The sequence below is a fragment of the Achromobacter sp. 1011791174 genome (genome assembly GCF_059760925.1).
Window position 1 is genome coordinate 1 of the sequence record NZ_JCBANH010000134.1, and the last position, 14,096, is coordinate 14,096.

Consider the following 14,096-nt stretch of genomic DNA (forward strand, 5'->3'; position numbering starts at 1 on the left):
TGCCGCAAAGGCCGAAACCGCCCACGGCGATCATCTGGCCGTCCTTGACGATGCCTGCCAGCGCCTCCCGGGCGCTTGCATAAACTTTGTCCATCGCTCCAACTCCTGTTTGGGTCTAACCGAAGTAGCGCCCTGCCCCGGTCCGGCGCCTGCCGCCGGCAGGTCCGGGCCGGGGCGGGCCCTGTCTTTTCCTGGAGCGCGGCCATCGGCCCGGTTCCGGCGCGACTGCCTGCCGGAACGCGGCGCCTGGCGATGGCGCGCCCTTTATTGCTATTGTGATCCTGCGCCAGATTCTACCGGCTTGGCCGGTGAATGCGCGCAGGGAAAGCCCGGACGCGCCTCAGGCCGCCGGCTGGAACTGCGTGGCCATCTTGGCCAACACTTCAGGCGGCCACGGGGCGGACGTATTGGCCACGTAATCCATCCAGACCAGCACATTGCGGCCGCGCGCGTAGGGGCCGGCATCGTCGCCGACCTTTTCCAGCAGCAGTTCGAATTCGGCGCTGGAACGGCCGATGCGGGTCACGGTATGGGTCACTCGCACGGTGGCCGGATAGGTCAGCGGGCGCAGGAAATCGCAGGACGCGTGCGCCAGGATGGCGCCGTCGTTGGCCGGCAATTCGAAGCCCGCGTCATACAGGATGCGCATGCGCGCCTCTTCCATGAGACGGAAATACAGCGTGTTGTTGAGATGGTTGAGCGCGTCCGAATCGCCCCAACGCAGGGGCAGATCCACCTGGTGGGTATCGCCCACCGCAAGAATCCGCGCAGACAGCGTGTCCGGGTTCACCAATTACTCCTGATGGCTATAGGAAATGCGAAGGCGGCACCGCCTCCGGCTGCAATACAATCGTTGATAATACTTCCAGCCATACATGGGATACATACGGGGAGCTTTGCAAATGTCTGAACGCGAGTCGATGGAATATGACGTGGTCGTGGTCGGCGGCGGACCTGCCGGCCTGGCCACCGCCATCCGCCTGAAGCAGCTGGCCGCCGACAAAGGCCAGGAAATCGGCGTCTGCGTCCTGGAGAAAGGCGCCGAACTGGGCGCGCACACGCTGTCCGGCGCGGTCATGGATCCGCTGGCCCTGACCGAGCTCATCCCCGACTGGAAGGAAAAGGGCGCGCCGCTGACCGTGCCGGTCACGCAGGACAAGTTCATGTTCCTGAGCGAGACCGGCGCCCGCGTCACGCCCAACTGGCTGCTGCCGCCCTGTTTCCACAATGAAGGCAACTACATCGTCCGCCTGGGCGAGGTGGTCAAGTGGATGGGCGAACAGGCCGAGGCGCTGGGCGTGGACATCTTCCCCGGCTTCGCCGCGGTCGAAGTGCTGTACGACGAACAGGGCGCCGTGCGCGGCGTGGCCACCGGCGACATGGGCGTGGCCCGCGACGGCAGCCACACCGATCACTACCAGCCCGGCATGGAGCTGCATGCGCGTTATACGGTGTTCGCCGAAGGCGCGCGCGGCCAGCTGGGCCGCCAGCTGATCGAGCGCTTCAAGCTCGACGACGGCCGCAACGCCCAGTCCTACGGCATCGGCATCAAGGAAATGTGGGAGGTCGATCCGGCCCAATCCAAGCCCGGCCTGGTGATCCACACCGCCGGCTGGCCGCTGGACGCCGACACCTACGGCGGCTCCTTCCTCTATCACCTGGACAACAACCTGGTGGCGGTCGGCCTGATCGTCGGCCTGGACTACGCCAACCCGTGGCTGTCGCCCTTCGACGAGTTCCAGCGCTACAAGACCCACCCCGCCATCCGCGGCACCTTCGAAGGCGGCAAGCGCATCGCCTACGGCGCGCGCGCCATCACCGCGGGCGGCCTGCTGGCCCTGCCCAAGCTCACCGTGCCCGGCGGCGTACTGGTCGGCTGCGAGGCCGGCTTCCTCAACGCCTCGCGCATCAAGGGCAGCCATGCCGCCATCAAGACCGGCATGCTGGCCGCCGACGCCGCGTTCGACGCGGTGCAGGCCGACCGGCGCCAGGACGAGCTGTCCGCCTACCCGGCCGCGTTCAAGTCCTCCTGGCTGCACGACGAGCTGAACAAGGCGCGCAACTTCAAGCAGTGGTTCAAGAAGGGCCGCACCGTCGCCACCGTCATGACCGGCATCGAACAGCTGGTGCTCAAGGGCAACTTCCCCTGGACGCTGCGCAACAGCAAGCCCGACCACGCCAGCCTGCAGCCGGCCTCGCAGTGCGCGCGCATCGATTACCCCAAGCCCGACGGCAAGCTCACGTTCGACAAGCTCAGCTCGGTGTTCATCTCGAACACCAACCATGACGAGAACGAGCCGGTGCACCTGACGCTGAAGGATCCGGCGGTGCCGGTGCAGGTCAACCTGGCCAAGTACGGCGGCCCGGAATCGCGCTACTGTCCGGCCGGCGTGTACGAGTTCGTCAAGGACGACCACGGCGAAGACCGCCTGCAGATCAACGCGCAGAACTGCGTGCACTGCAAGACCTGCGACATCAAGGATCCCACCCAGAACATCGTCTGGGTCGCCCCGCAGGGCGGCGAAGGCCCCGTCTACAGCGGCATGTGAGCATGGCCGAGCGCGCGCTGCTCATCGGCTGCGGCGACCTGGGCCTGCGCGCCGCGCGGCGGCTGCGGGTCCAGGGCGTGGAAGTCCATGCCCTGCGGCGCCAGCCGCCCGCTGACGACGCGGACGGCATCGCCTGGCTGCGCGGCGACATCTCGCGGCCCGACGGCATCCCCGTCCTGCCCGCCGGCATCACCCGCCTGATCTTCCTGCCCGCCCCCGGCGCGCGCGACGAAGCCGTCTATCGCGGCGTGTTCGTCGACGGGCTGCGCAATGTGCTCGCCGCGCTGGACGCCTCCCATCTGCAACGCATCGTGTTCGTGTCGTCCAGCGCCGTCTATGGCGAACACCGGGGCGGCTGGGTCGACGAGGACACGCCGCCCGCGCCGCAAGACTTCAACGGCCGCATCCTGCTGGAAGCCGAGGCATTGCTGGCAGCCCGACCCGAATCCGCCACGGCGCTGCGACTGGCCGGCCTGTATGGCCCGGGCCGGCTGCAGCTGATCGAGCGGCTGCGTTCGGGCCAGGCCGGCGCGCCCGTCGAGCCCCCGCATTGGGCCAACCGCATCCACATCGATGACGCCGCCGCGGCCGTCGCGCATCTGGCCCTGCTGCCCGTCGTCGCGTCCGTGTACATCGGCTGCGACGATACGCCGCTGCCACTGCACGAGCTGTACGCCGACCTGGCGCGCATCATCGGCGCGCCCGCGCCACGCATCGCCCCCGCGCCCGCCAATGTGGGCAGCAAGAAACTCAGCAACGCGCGGCTGCGCGCCAGCGGCCTGCGTCTGCAGTGGCCGGACTCGCGGCCCGGCTATGCGGCGCTGCTGGCCGACAACGGACGCGCCTGAATCCTCGTCCCGCGCGCCAGGGCATGGCGCGCACGGCTCGTCCAGTGTTCGCTTGCAAGCGCATGCATGGTTCGTTCCCCATCGAATCATGGCCCGTGACGAACCGGGATACTGGCGGCTCGTTCCATCACGAGCCCGCGCCATGCCGCCCACCGATCCCATCGCCGCCGTCACCCACGCCGATCCCTATCCCTACTATGCCGCGCTGGCGCGCGAGCGTCCGCTGTACCGCGACGACACACTGAACCTGTGGGTCGCCAGCAGTCCGCAGGCCATCGCGCAGGTGCTCGCGCATCCCGCCGCCCGCGTCCGGCCGCCCGCCGAACCCGTGCCGCGCGGCCTGTGCCCCGGCCCCGCCGGCGCGCTGTTCGGCCGCTTGGTCCGGATGAATGACAGCGCAGAACACGCCAGGCTCAAGACGCTGCTGCGCGCCTATATCGACAGCCAGCCCGCGCCGGACCTGAACGGCGCCTGGCCGCTGCCGCGCATCGACGCGGCCGGCGTGGACCGCTACCTGACGCTCGCGCCGGTGTATGCGCAGGCGGCCTTCATGGGCCTGCCGCCGGACGTGCACGGCACATGCGCAGCCGACATCGCGGACTTTATCGCGGCGCTGCCCGCCACTGCCGACGCCGCGCGCATCGAACGCGCCCACCGCGCCGCCGAGCGCCTGCAGGCGCGCATGCTGGCCTATCTGCACGCGCCCCAGGCCGGCGAAACGCTGCGCCGGCTGCGGCAGGACTGCGCCCAGGCCGGCATCGGCATGGACCTGCTGGCCGCCAACCTGGCCGGGCTGCTGTTCCAGTCGTGCGAAGCGGGCGCGGCCCTGCTCGGCAATGCGCTGGTGCTGGCAGGCCGGCGCGGCCTGCGGCGGGCGCCGACACCGGACGCGGCGCGCGAACTGGTCGCCGAGACGCTGCGCACTGATCCGCCGATACACAACACCCGACGCTTCCTGGCCGACGAGATTAGCGTCGATGGCCAGCGCATCGCCGCCGGTCAGACCGTGCTGCTGGTGCTGGCCGCCGCCGCCCTCGCGCAACCCGACACGCCCTGGACCTTTGGCGCGCTGGGCCACGCCTGTCCCGGCCAGGACCTGGCGCGCCGCCATGCGGCGGGCGCGCTGGCCCATCTGCTGCGCGCCGGCGCCGACGCGCCCGCCCTGGCCGCGCGTCATCGCTACCGGCCGCTGCCCAACGCCCGCCTTCCCCTGTTTGACTGCGCCAAGGACGCACACCCATGATCGCCGTGATCTTCGAAGTCGAACCCGCCCAGGGCGATCCCAAGCCCTATCTGGACATCGCCGCCACCCTGATCGACGAGCTGAAGGCCATCGACGGCTTCATTTCCGTCGAGCGCTTCCAGAGCCTGAGCACGCCGGGCAAGCTGCTGTCGCTGTCGTTCTGGCGCGATGAGGATGCGGTGCGCCGCTGGCGCTCACTGGAATCGCACCGCCGCGCGCAAGCCGCCGGCCGCGGCGGCGTGTTCCAGGACTATCGGCTGCGCGTGGCGCAGGTGCTGCGGGACTATGGCATGGCGCGGCGCGACGAAGCCCCGGGCGACAGCCGCGAACGGCACGGCTGAAGCGGCTCGTCAGGCTCGCTTGACGCCACGCGCGCGGCCATCCGAGTCTGTCGGTCTCAGGCCAGATGCCGCGCCACCGAGGCCACCACGCGCCGCACGTCGTCGGCCGACACGTCCAGGTGCGTCACCAGCCGCGTCGAGCCGCCGTAGACGGCGCGCATCAGAATGCCGTCCGCCGCCACGCCCGCGTTCAGCGCGTCGCAGCGCGACGGCTCGAACTCGACGAACACCATGTTCGTATCCTGCGACAGCACCCGCAGGCCCGCGATGCCGCGCAGCCCCTCGGCCAGCAGGCGCGCATGCTCATGATCCTGCGCCAGCCGTTCGACGTTGTGCTCCAGCGCGTACAGGCAGGCGGCCGCCAGCACGCCGGATTGGCGCAAGCCGCCGCCCAGCATCTTGCGCCAGCGCAGCGCGCGCTCGATCAAGGCGCGGCTGCCGACCAGCACCGAGCCCACGGGCGCGCCCAGCCCCTTGGAAAAACAGAGGGAAACCGTGTCGAACGGCGCGCACAGCTCGGCCAGCGGCCGGCCGCTGGCGACGGCGGCATTGAACACGCGCGCCCCGTCCAGATGCACGCCCAGGCCCAGCCCGCGCGCCCAGGCGCTGGCGGCCTCGATATACGTGGCGGGAATCAGCTTGCCGTGGAAGGTGTTCTCCAGCGCCAACAGGCGCGTGCGCGCGTAGTGCGGATCGCCCTTGGGCTTGACGGCCTCGGCCAGCCGCTCGAGCGGCAGCGTACCGTCCGCGGCATGCTCGATGGGCTGGGGCTGGATGCTGCCCAGCACCGCCGCGCCGCCGCCCTCGTAGCGGTAGGTGTGCGCGAGCTGCCCCACCAGGTATTCGTCGCCGCGCTCGCAATGCGCCATCAGCGCGGCCAGGTTGCTTTGCGTGCCGGACGGGAAGAACAGGCCCGCCTCCTTGCCGGCGCGCTCGGCCACGGCCGCCTGCAGGCGGTTGACGCTGGGATCGTCGCCCATCACGTCGTCGCCGACCGGCGCGGCCATCATGGCCTGGAGCATAGCGGCCGTAGGCCGGGTGACGGTGTCGCTGCGCAAATCAATCATGGAAACAACCTTCGTGCGTGATGCGGATTCGGAAAAAACAACAGCGCCGCGACGGAAGCCTTCAACGCGGCGGGAGGTTCATTGCCTGCCCGGCGGCGCGGCGCGGCTCACGACCCAGATGCCGGCCAGGATCAGCGCCATGCCCGCCAGCTCGGCGCCGCCGGGCCGCTCGGACAGCAACGCCCAGGCCAGCAGCATGGCCACCACCGGCACGCCCAGGCTGGACAGGCCCGCGATGGACGCGGGCACCCGGCGCACCACCTGCAACCACAGCAGCCAGCCGGCCGCCGTGGCGATGAACACGATGTAGATCATGCCCAGCGACAGCTGCCAACCCCATTGCGCCGGAATCTGCGGCACCATCCAGGCCACCGGCGCCATGACCAGCCCGCCCAGCAGCATCTGCCAGGCGGTGAACACCATCACGTCGGGGCGATGGCGCTCGAACATGCGCTTGGACAGCACCGTGCCCACGCCCCAGCACAATCCACTGCCCAGTCCCAGCAGCACGGGCTTGATATCGCCCAACCCGTTCCAGGGCTCGACGAAACAGACCAGGCCGATCGCCGCCAGCCCGATGCCGGCGGCATGCCGGACGGTGGGACGCTCGCGCAGCAGCCACCAGGCGAACAGCACCACCCAGAAGGGCATGGTGTAGGCCATCAGCGACACCTTGCCGACGCCGCCCGAGACCAGCGCGGTCTGGACGAAGCCCTGGAATCCGGCCGTCTGCGTCAGCCCGATCAGCAGCGTCAGCCCCCAGGGCGGCATGGCCAGCGGCCGGCGCGTGGCCAGGGCCAGCACGAACAGCACGACGGCGCCGGTCACATAGCGCAGCGCCACGAAGTCGAAGGGGCCGATGTACGGCACGATCAGCTTCATCGCGATCCAGCTGCCCGCCCATACAAGGATGGTGCTCAACATCAGGGCCAGGCCGGCACGATCGAAACTGCTGCGGTTCACTGCGGGGACTCCAGGTGGATGGGGATCGGAAAACAAAGACGCCCGTAACGGATACCGTTACGGGCGTCTGCCATTATGCTCCCGGCGCGCGGCGCGGGCCGCCGTGCCCGCCCGCCGTTTCGTCCACGATGCGGACGGGCGGCGGGCAGGATCGGAAGGCATCGGATCTACAGCGACTTGGCCAATTGATCCAGGATGGCGGGGTTTTCCAGCGTGGACACGTCCTGGGTGATTTCCTCGCCCTTGGCGACCACGCGCAGCAGGCGGCGCATGATCTTGCCGGAGCGCGTCTTGGGCAGGTTGTCGCCGAAGCGGATGTCCTTGGGCTTGGCGATGGGACCGATCTCCTTGGCCACCCAGTCGCGCAGCTGCTTGGCGATGGCCTGCGCCTCTTCGCCCTCGGGCCGCGCGCGCTTGAGCACCACGAAAGCCACCACGGCTTCGCCGGTGGTGTCGTCGGGACGACCCACCACCGCGGCCTCGGCGACCAGTTCATGCGCCACCAGCGCCGACTCGACTTCCATCGTGCCCAGGCGGTGGCCCGAGACGTTCAGCACGTCGTCGATGCGGCCCATGATCCAGAAATAGCCGTCGGCGTCGCGCTGCGCGCCGTCGCCCGCCAGGTAGTAGCCGCGCAGCTCGGACGGGAAGTAGCTCTTCTTGAAGCGCTCGGGGTCGCCCCAGATGTTGCGGATCATCGCGGGCCAGGGGCGCTTGATGACCAGGAAGCCGCCATTGCCCTGTTCGACATCGGCGCCGGTCTCATCGACGATGGCCGCGGCGATGCCCGGCAGCGGCAGCGTGCAGGAGCCCGGCTTGGCCGGCGTGGCGCCCGGCAGCGGCGTGATCATGTGGCCGCCGGTCTCGGTCTGCCACCAGGTGTCGACGATGGGGCAACGCTCGCGGCCGATCTGTTTGTGATACCACATCCAGGCTTCGGGATTGATCGGCTCGCCCACCGTGCCCAGGATGCGCAGCGAATCCAGGTCGTAGTTGCGCGGATGGGCCTCGGGCGTGGCCTCGGCGGCCTTGATCAGCGAACGGATGGCGGTCGGCGCGGTGTAGAAGGTGGTGACCTTGTGGCGCGCGATCATGTCCCAGAAGCGGCCGGCGTTCGGGTACGTGGGCACGCCCTCGAACACGACCTGGGTCAGGCCGGCGGCCAGCGGGCCGTAGGTGATGTAGGTATGGCCAGTGACCCAGCCCACGTCGGCCGTGCACCAGTAGACGTCGTCCTTGCGGGCGTCGAAGGTCCACTTGACGGTCAGCAGGGCCCACAGCAGGTAGCCCGCCGACGAATGCTGCACGCCCTTGGGCTTGCCGGTGGAACCCGAGGTGTAGAGGATGAACAGCGGATGCTCGGCGTTGACCGGCACCGGCTCGCAGGTATCGGGCTGGCCGGCCTCGACGTCGTGCATCCACAGGTCGCGGCCTTCGGTCCACTGGATCTTGCCGCCCGTGCGGCGGTACACGATCACCTTGCTGACAGCCTCGCAGCCGCCCATGGCGATGGCTTCCTCGACCGCCGGCTTGAGCGGGATGACCTTGCCGCCGCGCACCTGCTCGTCGGCCGTGATGACGACCGTGGCGCCGACGTCGCCGATGCGCTCCTGCAGGCTCTTGGCCGAGAAGCCGCCGAACACCACGGAGTGCGTCACGCCCAGGCGCGCGCAGGCCTGCATGGCGACCACCGCCTCGATCGACATGGGCATGTAGATGATGGCGCGGTCACCCTTCTTGTAGCCCAGCTTGGCCAGGCCATTGGCGAAGCGGCACACGCGGGCCAGCAGTTCGCGGTAGGTGACGCGGTCGACCTTGCCGTCGTCGGCTTCGAAAATGATCGCGGTCTTGTCGGCGTTGCCATTGGTCAGGTGCACGTCCAGACAGTTGGCCGAGACGTTCAGCTCGCCGTCGCCGAACCAGCGGTAGAACGGGGCGTCGGACTCATCCAGCACCTGGGTGAAGGGCTTGGTCCACTTCAGGTTGGCGCGGGCCTGGCCGGCCCAGAATCCGTCAAAGTCGTTCTCGACCTGGGCGCACAATTCCTTGTAGGCGTCCATGCTCGGGATCGAGGCGCCTTGCGAAGCGCGCTCGGGCGGCGGAAAGACCCGGGTTTCCACCAGGACGGACTCAATGGCATTCGACATGATCTTTGTCTCCAATCGGTGATTCTGTTGTTGATGCTGCTCTTTTTCTACTCACCCGCAACCGTATCGCCACGCTCTTACGGGCACCTTACGCAAAATGCGGGCCGGAACTCACGCCCGGACCGGCATGGCCGCGGACGCGCGAGGCGGGGAGTGCGAAAAGGACTGGCGGCATCGACAAGCGACAGCTTATGCGCAACTGTGCCCGGCGGCGTCGCCGGGCACAGTTCGTAAGGATAGCAGCCGCGACGCTCCGATGTGGCGCCGATGGCGTCGCTCAGGCGGCGGCGCCCTGCCCTCGACGCGCCAGGCCGCGCGCCATGTCCACGCGCGACAGCAGCGCCAGGCCGCCGACGAAGAACAGCCCGGTCACCAGGATCGCGAGCCGGTGGTTGCCATGGGTGGCCCAGGTCACCAGGCCGTAGGTCAGCGGCCCGATCACGGCGGCCAGCTGCACGGCGAAGGTCCACAGCGAAAAGAATTCCGCCAGGCGGCCGGCCGGCGCCAGCGCCCCCGTCATGGCGCGGCCCGCGCTCTGCGTGGTGCCCATGCACAGGCCGGCCAGCGTGGCCGCGATCCAGAACACCGGCGCGGTCACGGCCGCATAGGCCACCAGCACCATCAGGATCCAGCCGCACAGCGTGATGGCCAGCGCGCGCTTGTGGCCGATGCGATCCTGCACGTAACCGAACGAGAAGGCGCCGGCCGCGGCGCCGATGTTCACGGTGAAGACCAGCAGCATGATCTGCGGCGTGGTGAAGCCCATCACTTCCGAGGCATACACCGCCGACAGCGTGATCACCACCGAGATACCGGCCTGATAGCAGGCGATGCACATCAACAGCCGGCGGAACTCCGGAAAGTGCGTGCCCGTCTCGCGCCAGGCATAGGCCAGCCGCCGCAGCAGATCCATGGCGGGCTGCGCCTGGCCCGGACGCGCGCGCTCGCGCAGCAGGAAAAAGGACGGCAGGGCGGCCAGCGCGAACACCGAGCAGGTGACCACGATGACCCAGGGCACGAAATGCTCGGCGGTCATGCCGCGGGCCTCGGCCTGCGTCACAACGACCAGCGACAGCCCCAGCGTCAGCATGCCGCCGCAATAGCCGAAGCTCCAGCCCCAGCCCGACACGCGCCCCAGCGCGGCGGGCCCGGCCAGTTCCGGCAGGAACGCCGCGACCACGGATTCGCCCACGCAATAGCAGTAGTTCGAAATGACGATGGCGACCAGCGCCAGCCAGACATCGCCCGGCCCGGCCTGGGTCAGCGCCAGCGTGGCGCCGACGCAGCCGACAGTGCTGGCGAACAGTAGCCGCCGCTTGGCCGCGCGCGCGTCGGCGCGGGCGCCCAGCGTCGGCATGGTCAGCATGATGAGCAGGTAGGACAGCGACAGCGCCGCCGTCCAGGCCAGCGTGGCCCAGGACGCACGCGCCCCCACCACACCGACGAAATAGGTGCTGAACACCGCCGTGAGGATGACGGTGGTGTAGCCGGAATTGGCGAAGTCATACATGGCCCAGGCCCAGACCTCGCGCTTGGCCACGCCGGGATTCAGGAGGCTGTCGCCCCCCGTATCCACGGCGCCGGAACCGCCCTGCGGCGGTTCCGTATTGCGGCTGTCGCTCATAGTCCCAGGGCGGCGATGCCGGCCTGGGCGATCTGGGCGTCCTCGCTGGACTTCACGCCCGACACGCCGACGGCGCCGACCACATGGCCATCGGCCACGACCGGCACGCCGCCTTCCAGCATGCCTTCGAGCAGCGGCGCCGACAGGAAGGAATAACGGCCGTTGTTGATGATCTCTTCGTACACGCGCGACTCGCGGCGGCCCAGCGCGGCGGTCTTGGCCTTGGCCGGCGCGATGTGCGAGGAGATCGGCGCCGCCCCGTCCAGGCGCAGCATGCCCAGCAGGTGACCGCCGTCGTCCGACACGGCGATGGTCACCGCCCACTTGTTCTGCAGGGCATGGGCTTCGGCCGCGGCCAGGATCTTCTTGACGTCTTCGGCGCTCAGCACGGGTTTGGTGTTCATTGCAGCGATTCCTTAATCTGTTCCAGGGCGGTGGGATCTTCTATGGTGGTCAGGTCTCCGGGATCGCGTCCCTCGCACACGGCGACGATCGCGCGCCGCAGCACCTTGCCCGACCGGGTCTTGGGCAGCGCGCCCACGAACCGGATCCTGGCCGGCTTCGCCACGGCTCCCAGCTGATCTTCCACCAGCCGCATGATATCGCCTTCCAGTTGCCGCGCGCCCTCCTGCGTCTCGGCGCCGGCGGGATTCTTCAGCACGGCGAAGGCCATGGCCACCTGCCCCTTGAGCGCGTCGGCCACGCCGACCACGGCGCACTCGGCGATGGCCGCGTGGCTGTTGACAGATTCCTCGATCTCGCGCGTGCCCAGGCGATGACCGGCCACGTTGATGACGTCGTCGGTGCGGCCCAGGATGAACCAGTAGCCGTCCTCGTCCACCAGCCCCCAGTCGAAGGTCGAATAGGCCTGGCGGCCGGGGATGGACGTGAAATAGGTCTGGACGAAGCGCTCGTCGTCGCCCCAGATCGTGGACATCGCGCCCGGCGGCAAGGGCGGCATGATGGCGACCACGCCCTTCTGGTCGGGACCGAGATCCTCGCCGGTGGTCTCGCTGACGATGCGGGCGTCAAAGCCATACACCGGGAACGAGGGACTGCCGAAACGCGTCGGCACGCTTTCCACGCCGGGCTGGGCCGACAGGATCGGCCAGCCCGATTCGGTCTGCCAGTAGTTGTCGATGATGGGCTTGCCTAGCCCCTGGGAGATCCATTGCGCGGTGGGCTCGTCCAGCGGTTCGCCAGCCAGGTACACGGCGCGCAGCGAGGACAGGTCGTGCTTTTTCAGCAGGGCCGGATCCTGGCGCTTGAGCACGCGCACCGCGGTCGGCGCCGAGAACAGCGTGTTGACCCGGTACTTTTCCACCAGCTTCCACAGGATGGCGCCGTCCGGCCGCACCGGCGTGCCTTCGTACAGGATGGTGGCCTGCCCGCCGATCAGCGGGCCATAGATGATGTACGAGTGCCCCACCACCCAGCCGATGTCGCTGGTGCAGAAGTACGTGTCGCCCGGCTTGCCGTTGAACAGGTACTCCATGGAAGAAGCCAGCGCCACGGCATAGCCGCCGGTGTCGCGCTGCACGCCCTTGGGCTTGCCGGTCGTGCCTGACGTGTACAGGATATAGCTGGGTTCGGACGACTCCAGCCAGGCCACCGGCACCCGCGCGCCCTGATGCCGGGCGCGCAGCGTGGCGTAGTCCAGGTCGCGCCCCGCCACCGGCTCGAAGGGCGCCAGCCCACGGTCGAACACCACCACGGCGGCCGGCGGGGTCTTGCACAGGCCCAGGGCCCGGTCCAGCAGCGGCTTGTAGGGCACGACCTTGCCCGCGCGCGAACCGCCGTCGGTGCACACGATCACCTTGGGCGCGGCATCGTCGATGCGCTGCGCCAGGTTGACCGAGGCGAAGCCGCCGAACACCACCGAATGCACCGCGCCGATGCGGGCGCAGGCCAGCATGGTGAAGACGGCCTCCGGCACCATGGGCATGTACAGCAGGACGCGGTCGCCGCGTTCCACGCCCAGTTCCTTGAGCATGGCGGCGGCGTTGACCTCTTCATAGACATCCTGGCGCGTATAGACCCGTTCGCGGTCCACCTCGGTGGACACCCAGATCAGCGCCGGATCTTCCGCCTGCGTGGGCAGCCACCGGTCGACGGCGTTGTAACAGAGATTGGTCTTGCCGCCCACGAACCACTTGGCGAAGGGCGGCCGGGAGAAGTCCAGCACGGACTCGAACGGCGTTTCCCAATGCACCCGGCCGGCCTGCTCGCGCCAGAAAGCGTCCCGGTCGTGTATCGATCGGTAATGGAAATCCCTGGTTTTTTGCATGGTTGTCTCCTGTTATCGTGCATACGCCTTTTGGCTGATTGCTTTTTGCTTCAAGCTTTTGGGTCATTCTGGTGGGCAAACCTTGCACGAGGCTTGCCGCAGGTCAAAAAATTCTGCCACGCGTCTACGCCGCACGGGCGCCGGGCTGGTTACAGTAACGAACCAGTCTTAAAAGTTTGGTAGAATCCCCGCGAAGTTGTAGACAACATAACGTTGATTCGCTGTATTTATCAGCCGATTTCCGCGCTTTTGCGCGCAATCGACGCTAAACGCAGTGCATCTTCCCCAGGCGAATGCATCGACACTCCGTAAGCTCGCGACTCAATTCATCCACTGGCCAGGCAATCCGACGTATCCGGTTGCTGGCCCTGGCGGCATGTGTCGCGGGTTTGGCGGGTTGTGCAAGCACCAATCAGAAGTCAACCGCCCATACGTCCGAGATCGATCCCTACGAGATGGAATGGGTCGCCACGGCCGATGATCCCATCGGCATGCTGGTGGTGCAGAAGTTCAAGCGCGAACGCCGCCAGCAGGCCCAGACCGGCGTGGACAGCGACAACGCCCTGGTCAGCGAAGCCCTGACCTACCTGGGCATCCGCTACCGCTTCGGCGGCAACTCCCCCGATACCGGTTTCGATTGCAGCGGCCTGGTTTCGTACACCGCCCAGCGTTCGCTCGGCCTGAAGCTGCCCCGCAACGCCGCCGAGATCGCCCAGCACGGCACCTCGATCAACAAGAACGAGCTCAAGGCCGGCGACCTGGTCTTCTTCAACACGCTGGGCCGCCGCTATTCGCACGTTGGCATCTACCTGGGTGACGACCGTTTCGTTCACTCCCCCAGCGCCGGCGGCGTGGTCCGCGTCGAGAACATGACCATGGCGTACTGGGCCAAGCGCTACAACGGCGCCCGCCGCCTGGACGACCACATGGTGGCCTCGGCCCGCGCGGCCTCCCGATAAGCCGACGCATGCCGCGCCCCTGCGGGTGACATGGCGGCAAGCACGAATACGAAAACGCCGCCGGACCC

General features: G+C 68.4%; 13 protein-coding genes. 5 read left to right on the top strand and 8 right to left on the bottom strand.

Translation table 11 applies throughout. From position 1 onward, the window contains the following. Both AC6LJ5_RS28275 and AC6LJ5_RS28280 read right to left on the bottom strand, forming a co-directional pair. Window positions 1-94 (bottom strand): CoA-transferase (locus AC6LJ5_RS28275; protein ID WP_498142250.1); only part of this gene is annotated, 94 nt, incomplete at its 3' end. 246 nt (window positions 95-340) lie between these two features. Next, on the bottom strand, window positions 341-790 hold the full coding sequence (locus AC6LJ5_RS28280) for an acyl-CoA thioesterase (protein WP_103273172.1): 450 nt from the start codon (window positions 788-790) through the stop codon (window positions 341-343). Window positions 791-902: 112 nt separating this feature from the next. Here AC6LJ5_RS28280 and AC6LJ5_RS28285 point away from each other — a divergent pair, with 112 nt between their 5' ends. From AC6LJ5_RS28285 to AC6LJ5_RS28300, 4 genes are all read left to right on the top strand, one after another. After that, window positions 903-2,549, top strand: a complete 1,647-nt coding sequence (locus AC6LJ5_RS28285) for an electron transfer flavoprotein-ubiquinone oxidoreductase (RefSeq protein WP_498142246.1) — start codon at window positions 903-905, stop codon at window positions 2,547-2,549. A 2-nt stretch (window positions 2,550-2,551) separates the two neighbouring features. Beyond that, window positions 2,552-3,397, top strand: coding sequence for an NAD-dependent epimerase/dehydratase family protein (locus AC6LJ5_RS28290; protein WP_498142247.1), 846 nt, complete (start codon window positions 2,552-2,554; stop codon window positions 3,395-3,397). A gap of 142 nt (window positions 3,398-3,539) precedes the next feature. Beyond that, on the top strand, window positions 3,540-4,640 hold the full coding sequence (locus tag AC6LJ5_RS28295; protein ID WP_498142248.1) for a cytochrome P450 family protein: 1,101 nt from the start codon (window positions 3,540-3,542) through the stop codon (window positions 4,638-4,640). Next, entirely contained in the window at window positions 4,637-4,981 is a 345-nt protein-coding gene (locus tag AC6LJ5_RS28300) for an antibiotic biosynthesis monooxygenase family protein (protein WP_103273168.1), read from the top strand. The genes AC6LJ5_RS28295 and AC6LJ5_RS28300 overlap by 4 nt, the downstream gene beginning before the upstream one ends. A gap of 56 nt (window positions 4,982-5,037) precedes the next feature. On the opposite strand, the gene ltaE is transcribed toward AC6LJ5_RS28300, so the two are convergent. From ltaE to AC6LJ5_RS28330, 6 genes are all read right to left on the bottom strand, one after another. Next, window positions 5,038-6,048: a low-specificity L-threonine aldolase gene (ltaE, locus tag AC6LJ5_RS28305; protein ID WP_392410087.1), complete on the bottom strand. Its 1,011-nt coding sequence runs from the start codon at window positions 6,046-6,048 to the stop codon at window positions 5,038-5,040. Window positions 6,049-6,126: 78 nt separating this feature from the next. Further along, window positions 6,127-7,011, bottom strand: coding sequence for a DMT family transporter (locus AC6LJ5_RS28310; RefSeq protein WP_103273166.1), 885 nt, complete (start codon window positions 7,009-7,011; stop codon window positions 6,127-6,129). 167 nt (window positions 7,012-7,178) lie between these two features. After that, entirely contained in the window at window positions 7,179-9,158 is a 1,980-nt protein-coding gene (acs, locus tag AC6LJ5_RS28315) for an acetate--CoA ligase (protein WP_103273165.1), read from the bottom strand. 277 nt (window positions 9,159-9,435) lie between these two features. After that, complete coding sequence (locus tag AC6LJ5_RS28320) at window positions 9,436-10,668, bottom strand: MFS transporter (RefSeq protein WP_498142251.1); 1,233 nt, start codon at window positions 10,666-10,668, stop codon at window positions 9,436-9,438. Between the two features lie 110 nt (window positions 10,669-10,778). Continuing rightward, entirely contained in the window at window positions 10,779-11,186 is a 408-nt protein-coding gene (locus AC6LJ5_RS28325; RefSeq protein WP_103273163.1) for a heme-binding protein, read from the bottom strand. Further along, window positions 11,183-13,069, bottom strand: coding sequence for a propionate--CoA ligase (locus tag AC6LJ5_RS28330; protein WP_498142249.1), 1,887 nt, complete (start codon window positions 13,067-13,069; stop codon window positions 11,183-11,185). Before AC6LJ5_RS28330 ends, AC6LJ5_RS28325 begins: the two co-directional genes overlap by 4 nt. 293 nt (window positions 13,070-13,362) lie before the next feature. On the opposite strand from AC6LJ5_RS28330, the gene AC6LJ5_RS28335 reads away from it, so the two are divergent. Then, window positions 13,363-14,028, top strand: coding sequence for a C40 family peptidase (locus AC6LJ5_RS28335; protein WP_212320154.1), 666 nt, complete (start codon window positions 13,363-13,365; stop codon window positions 14,026-14,028). Window positions 14,029-14,096 lie beyond the last annotated feature (68 nt).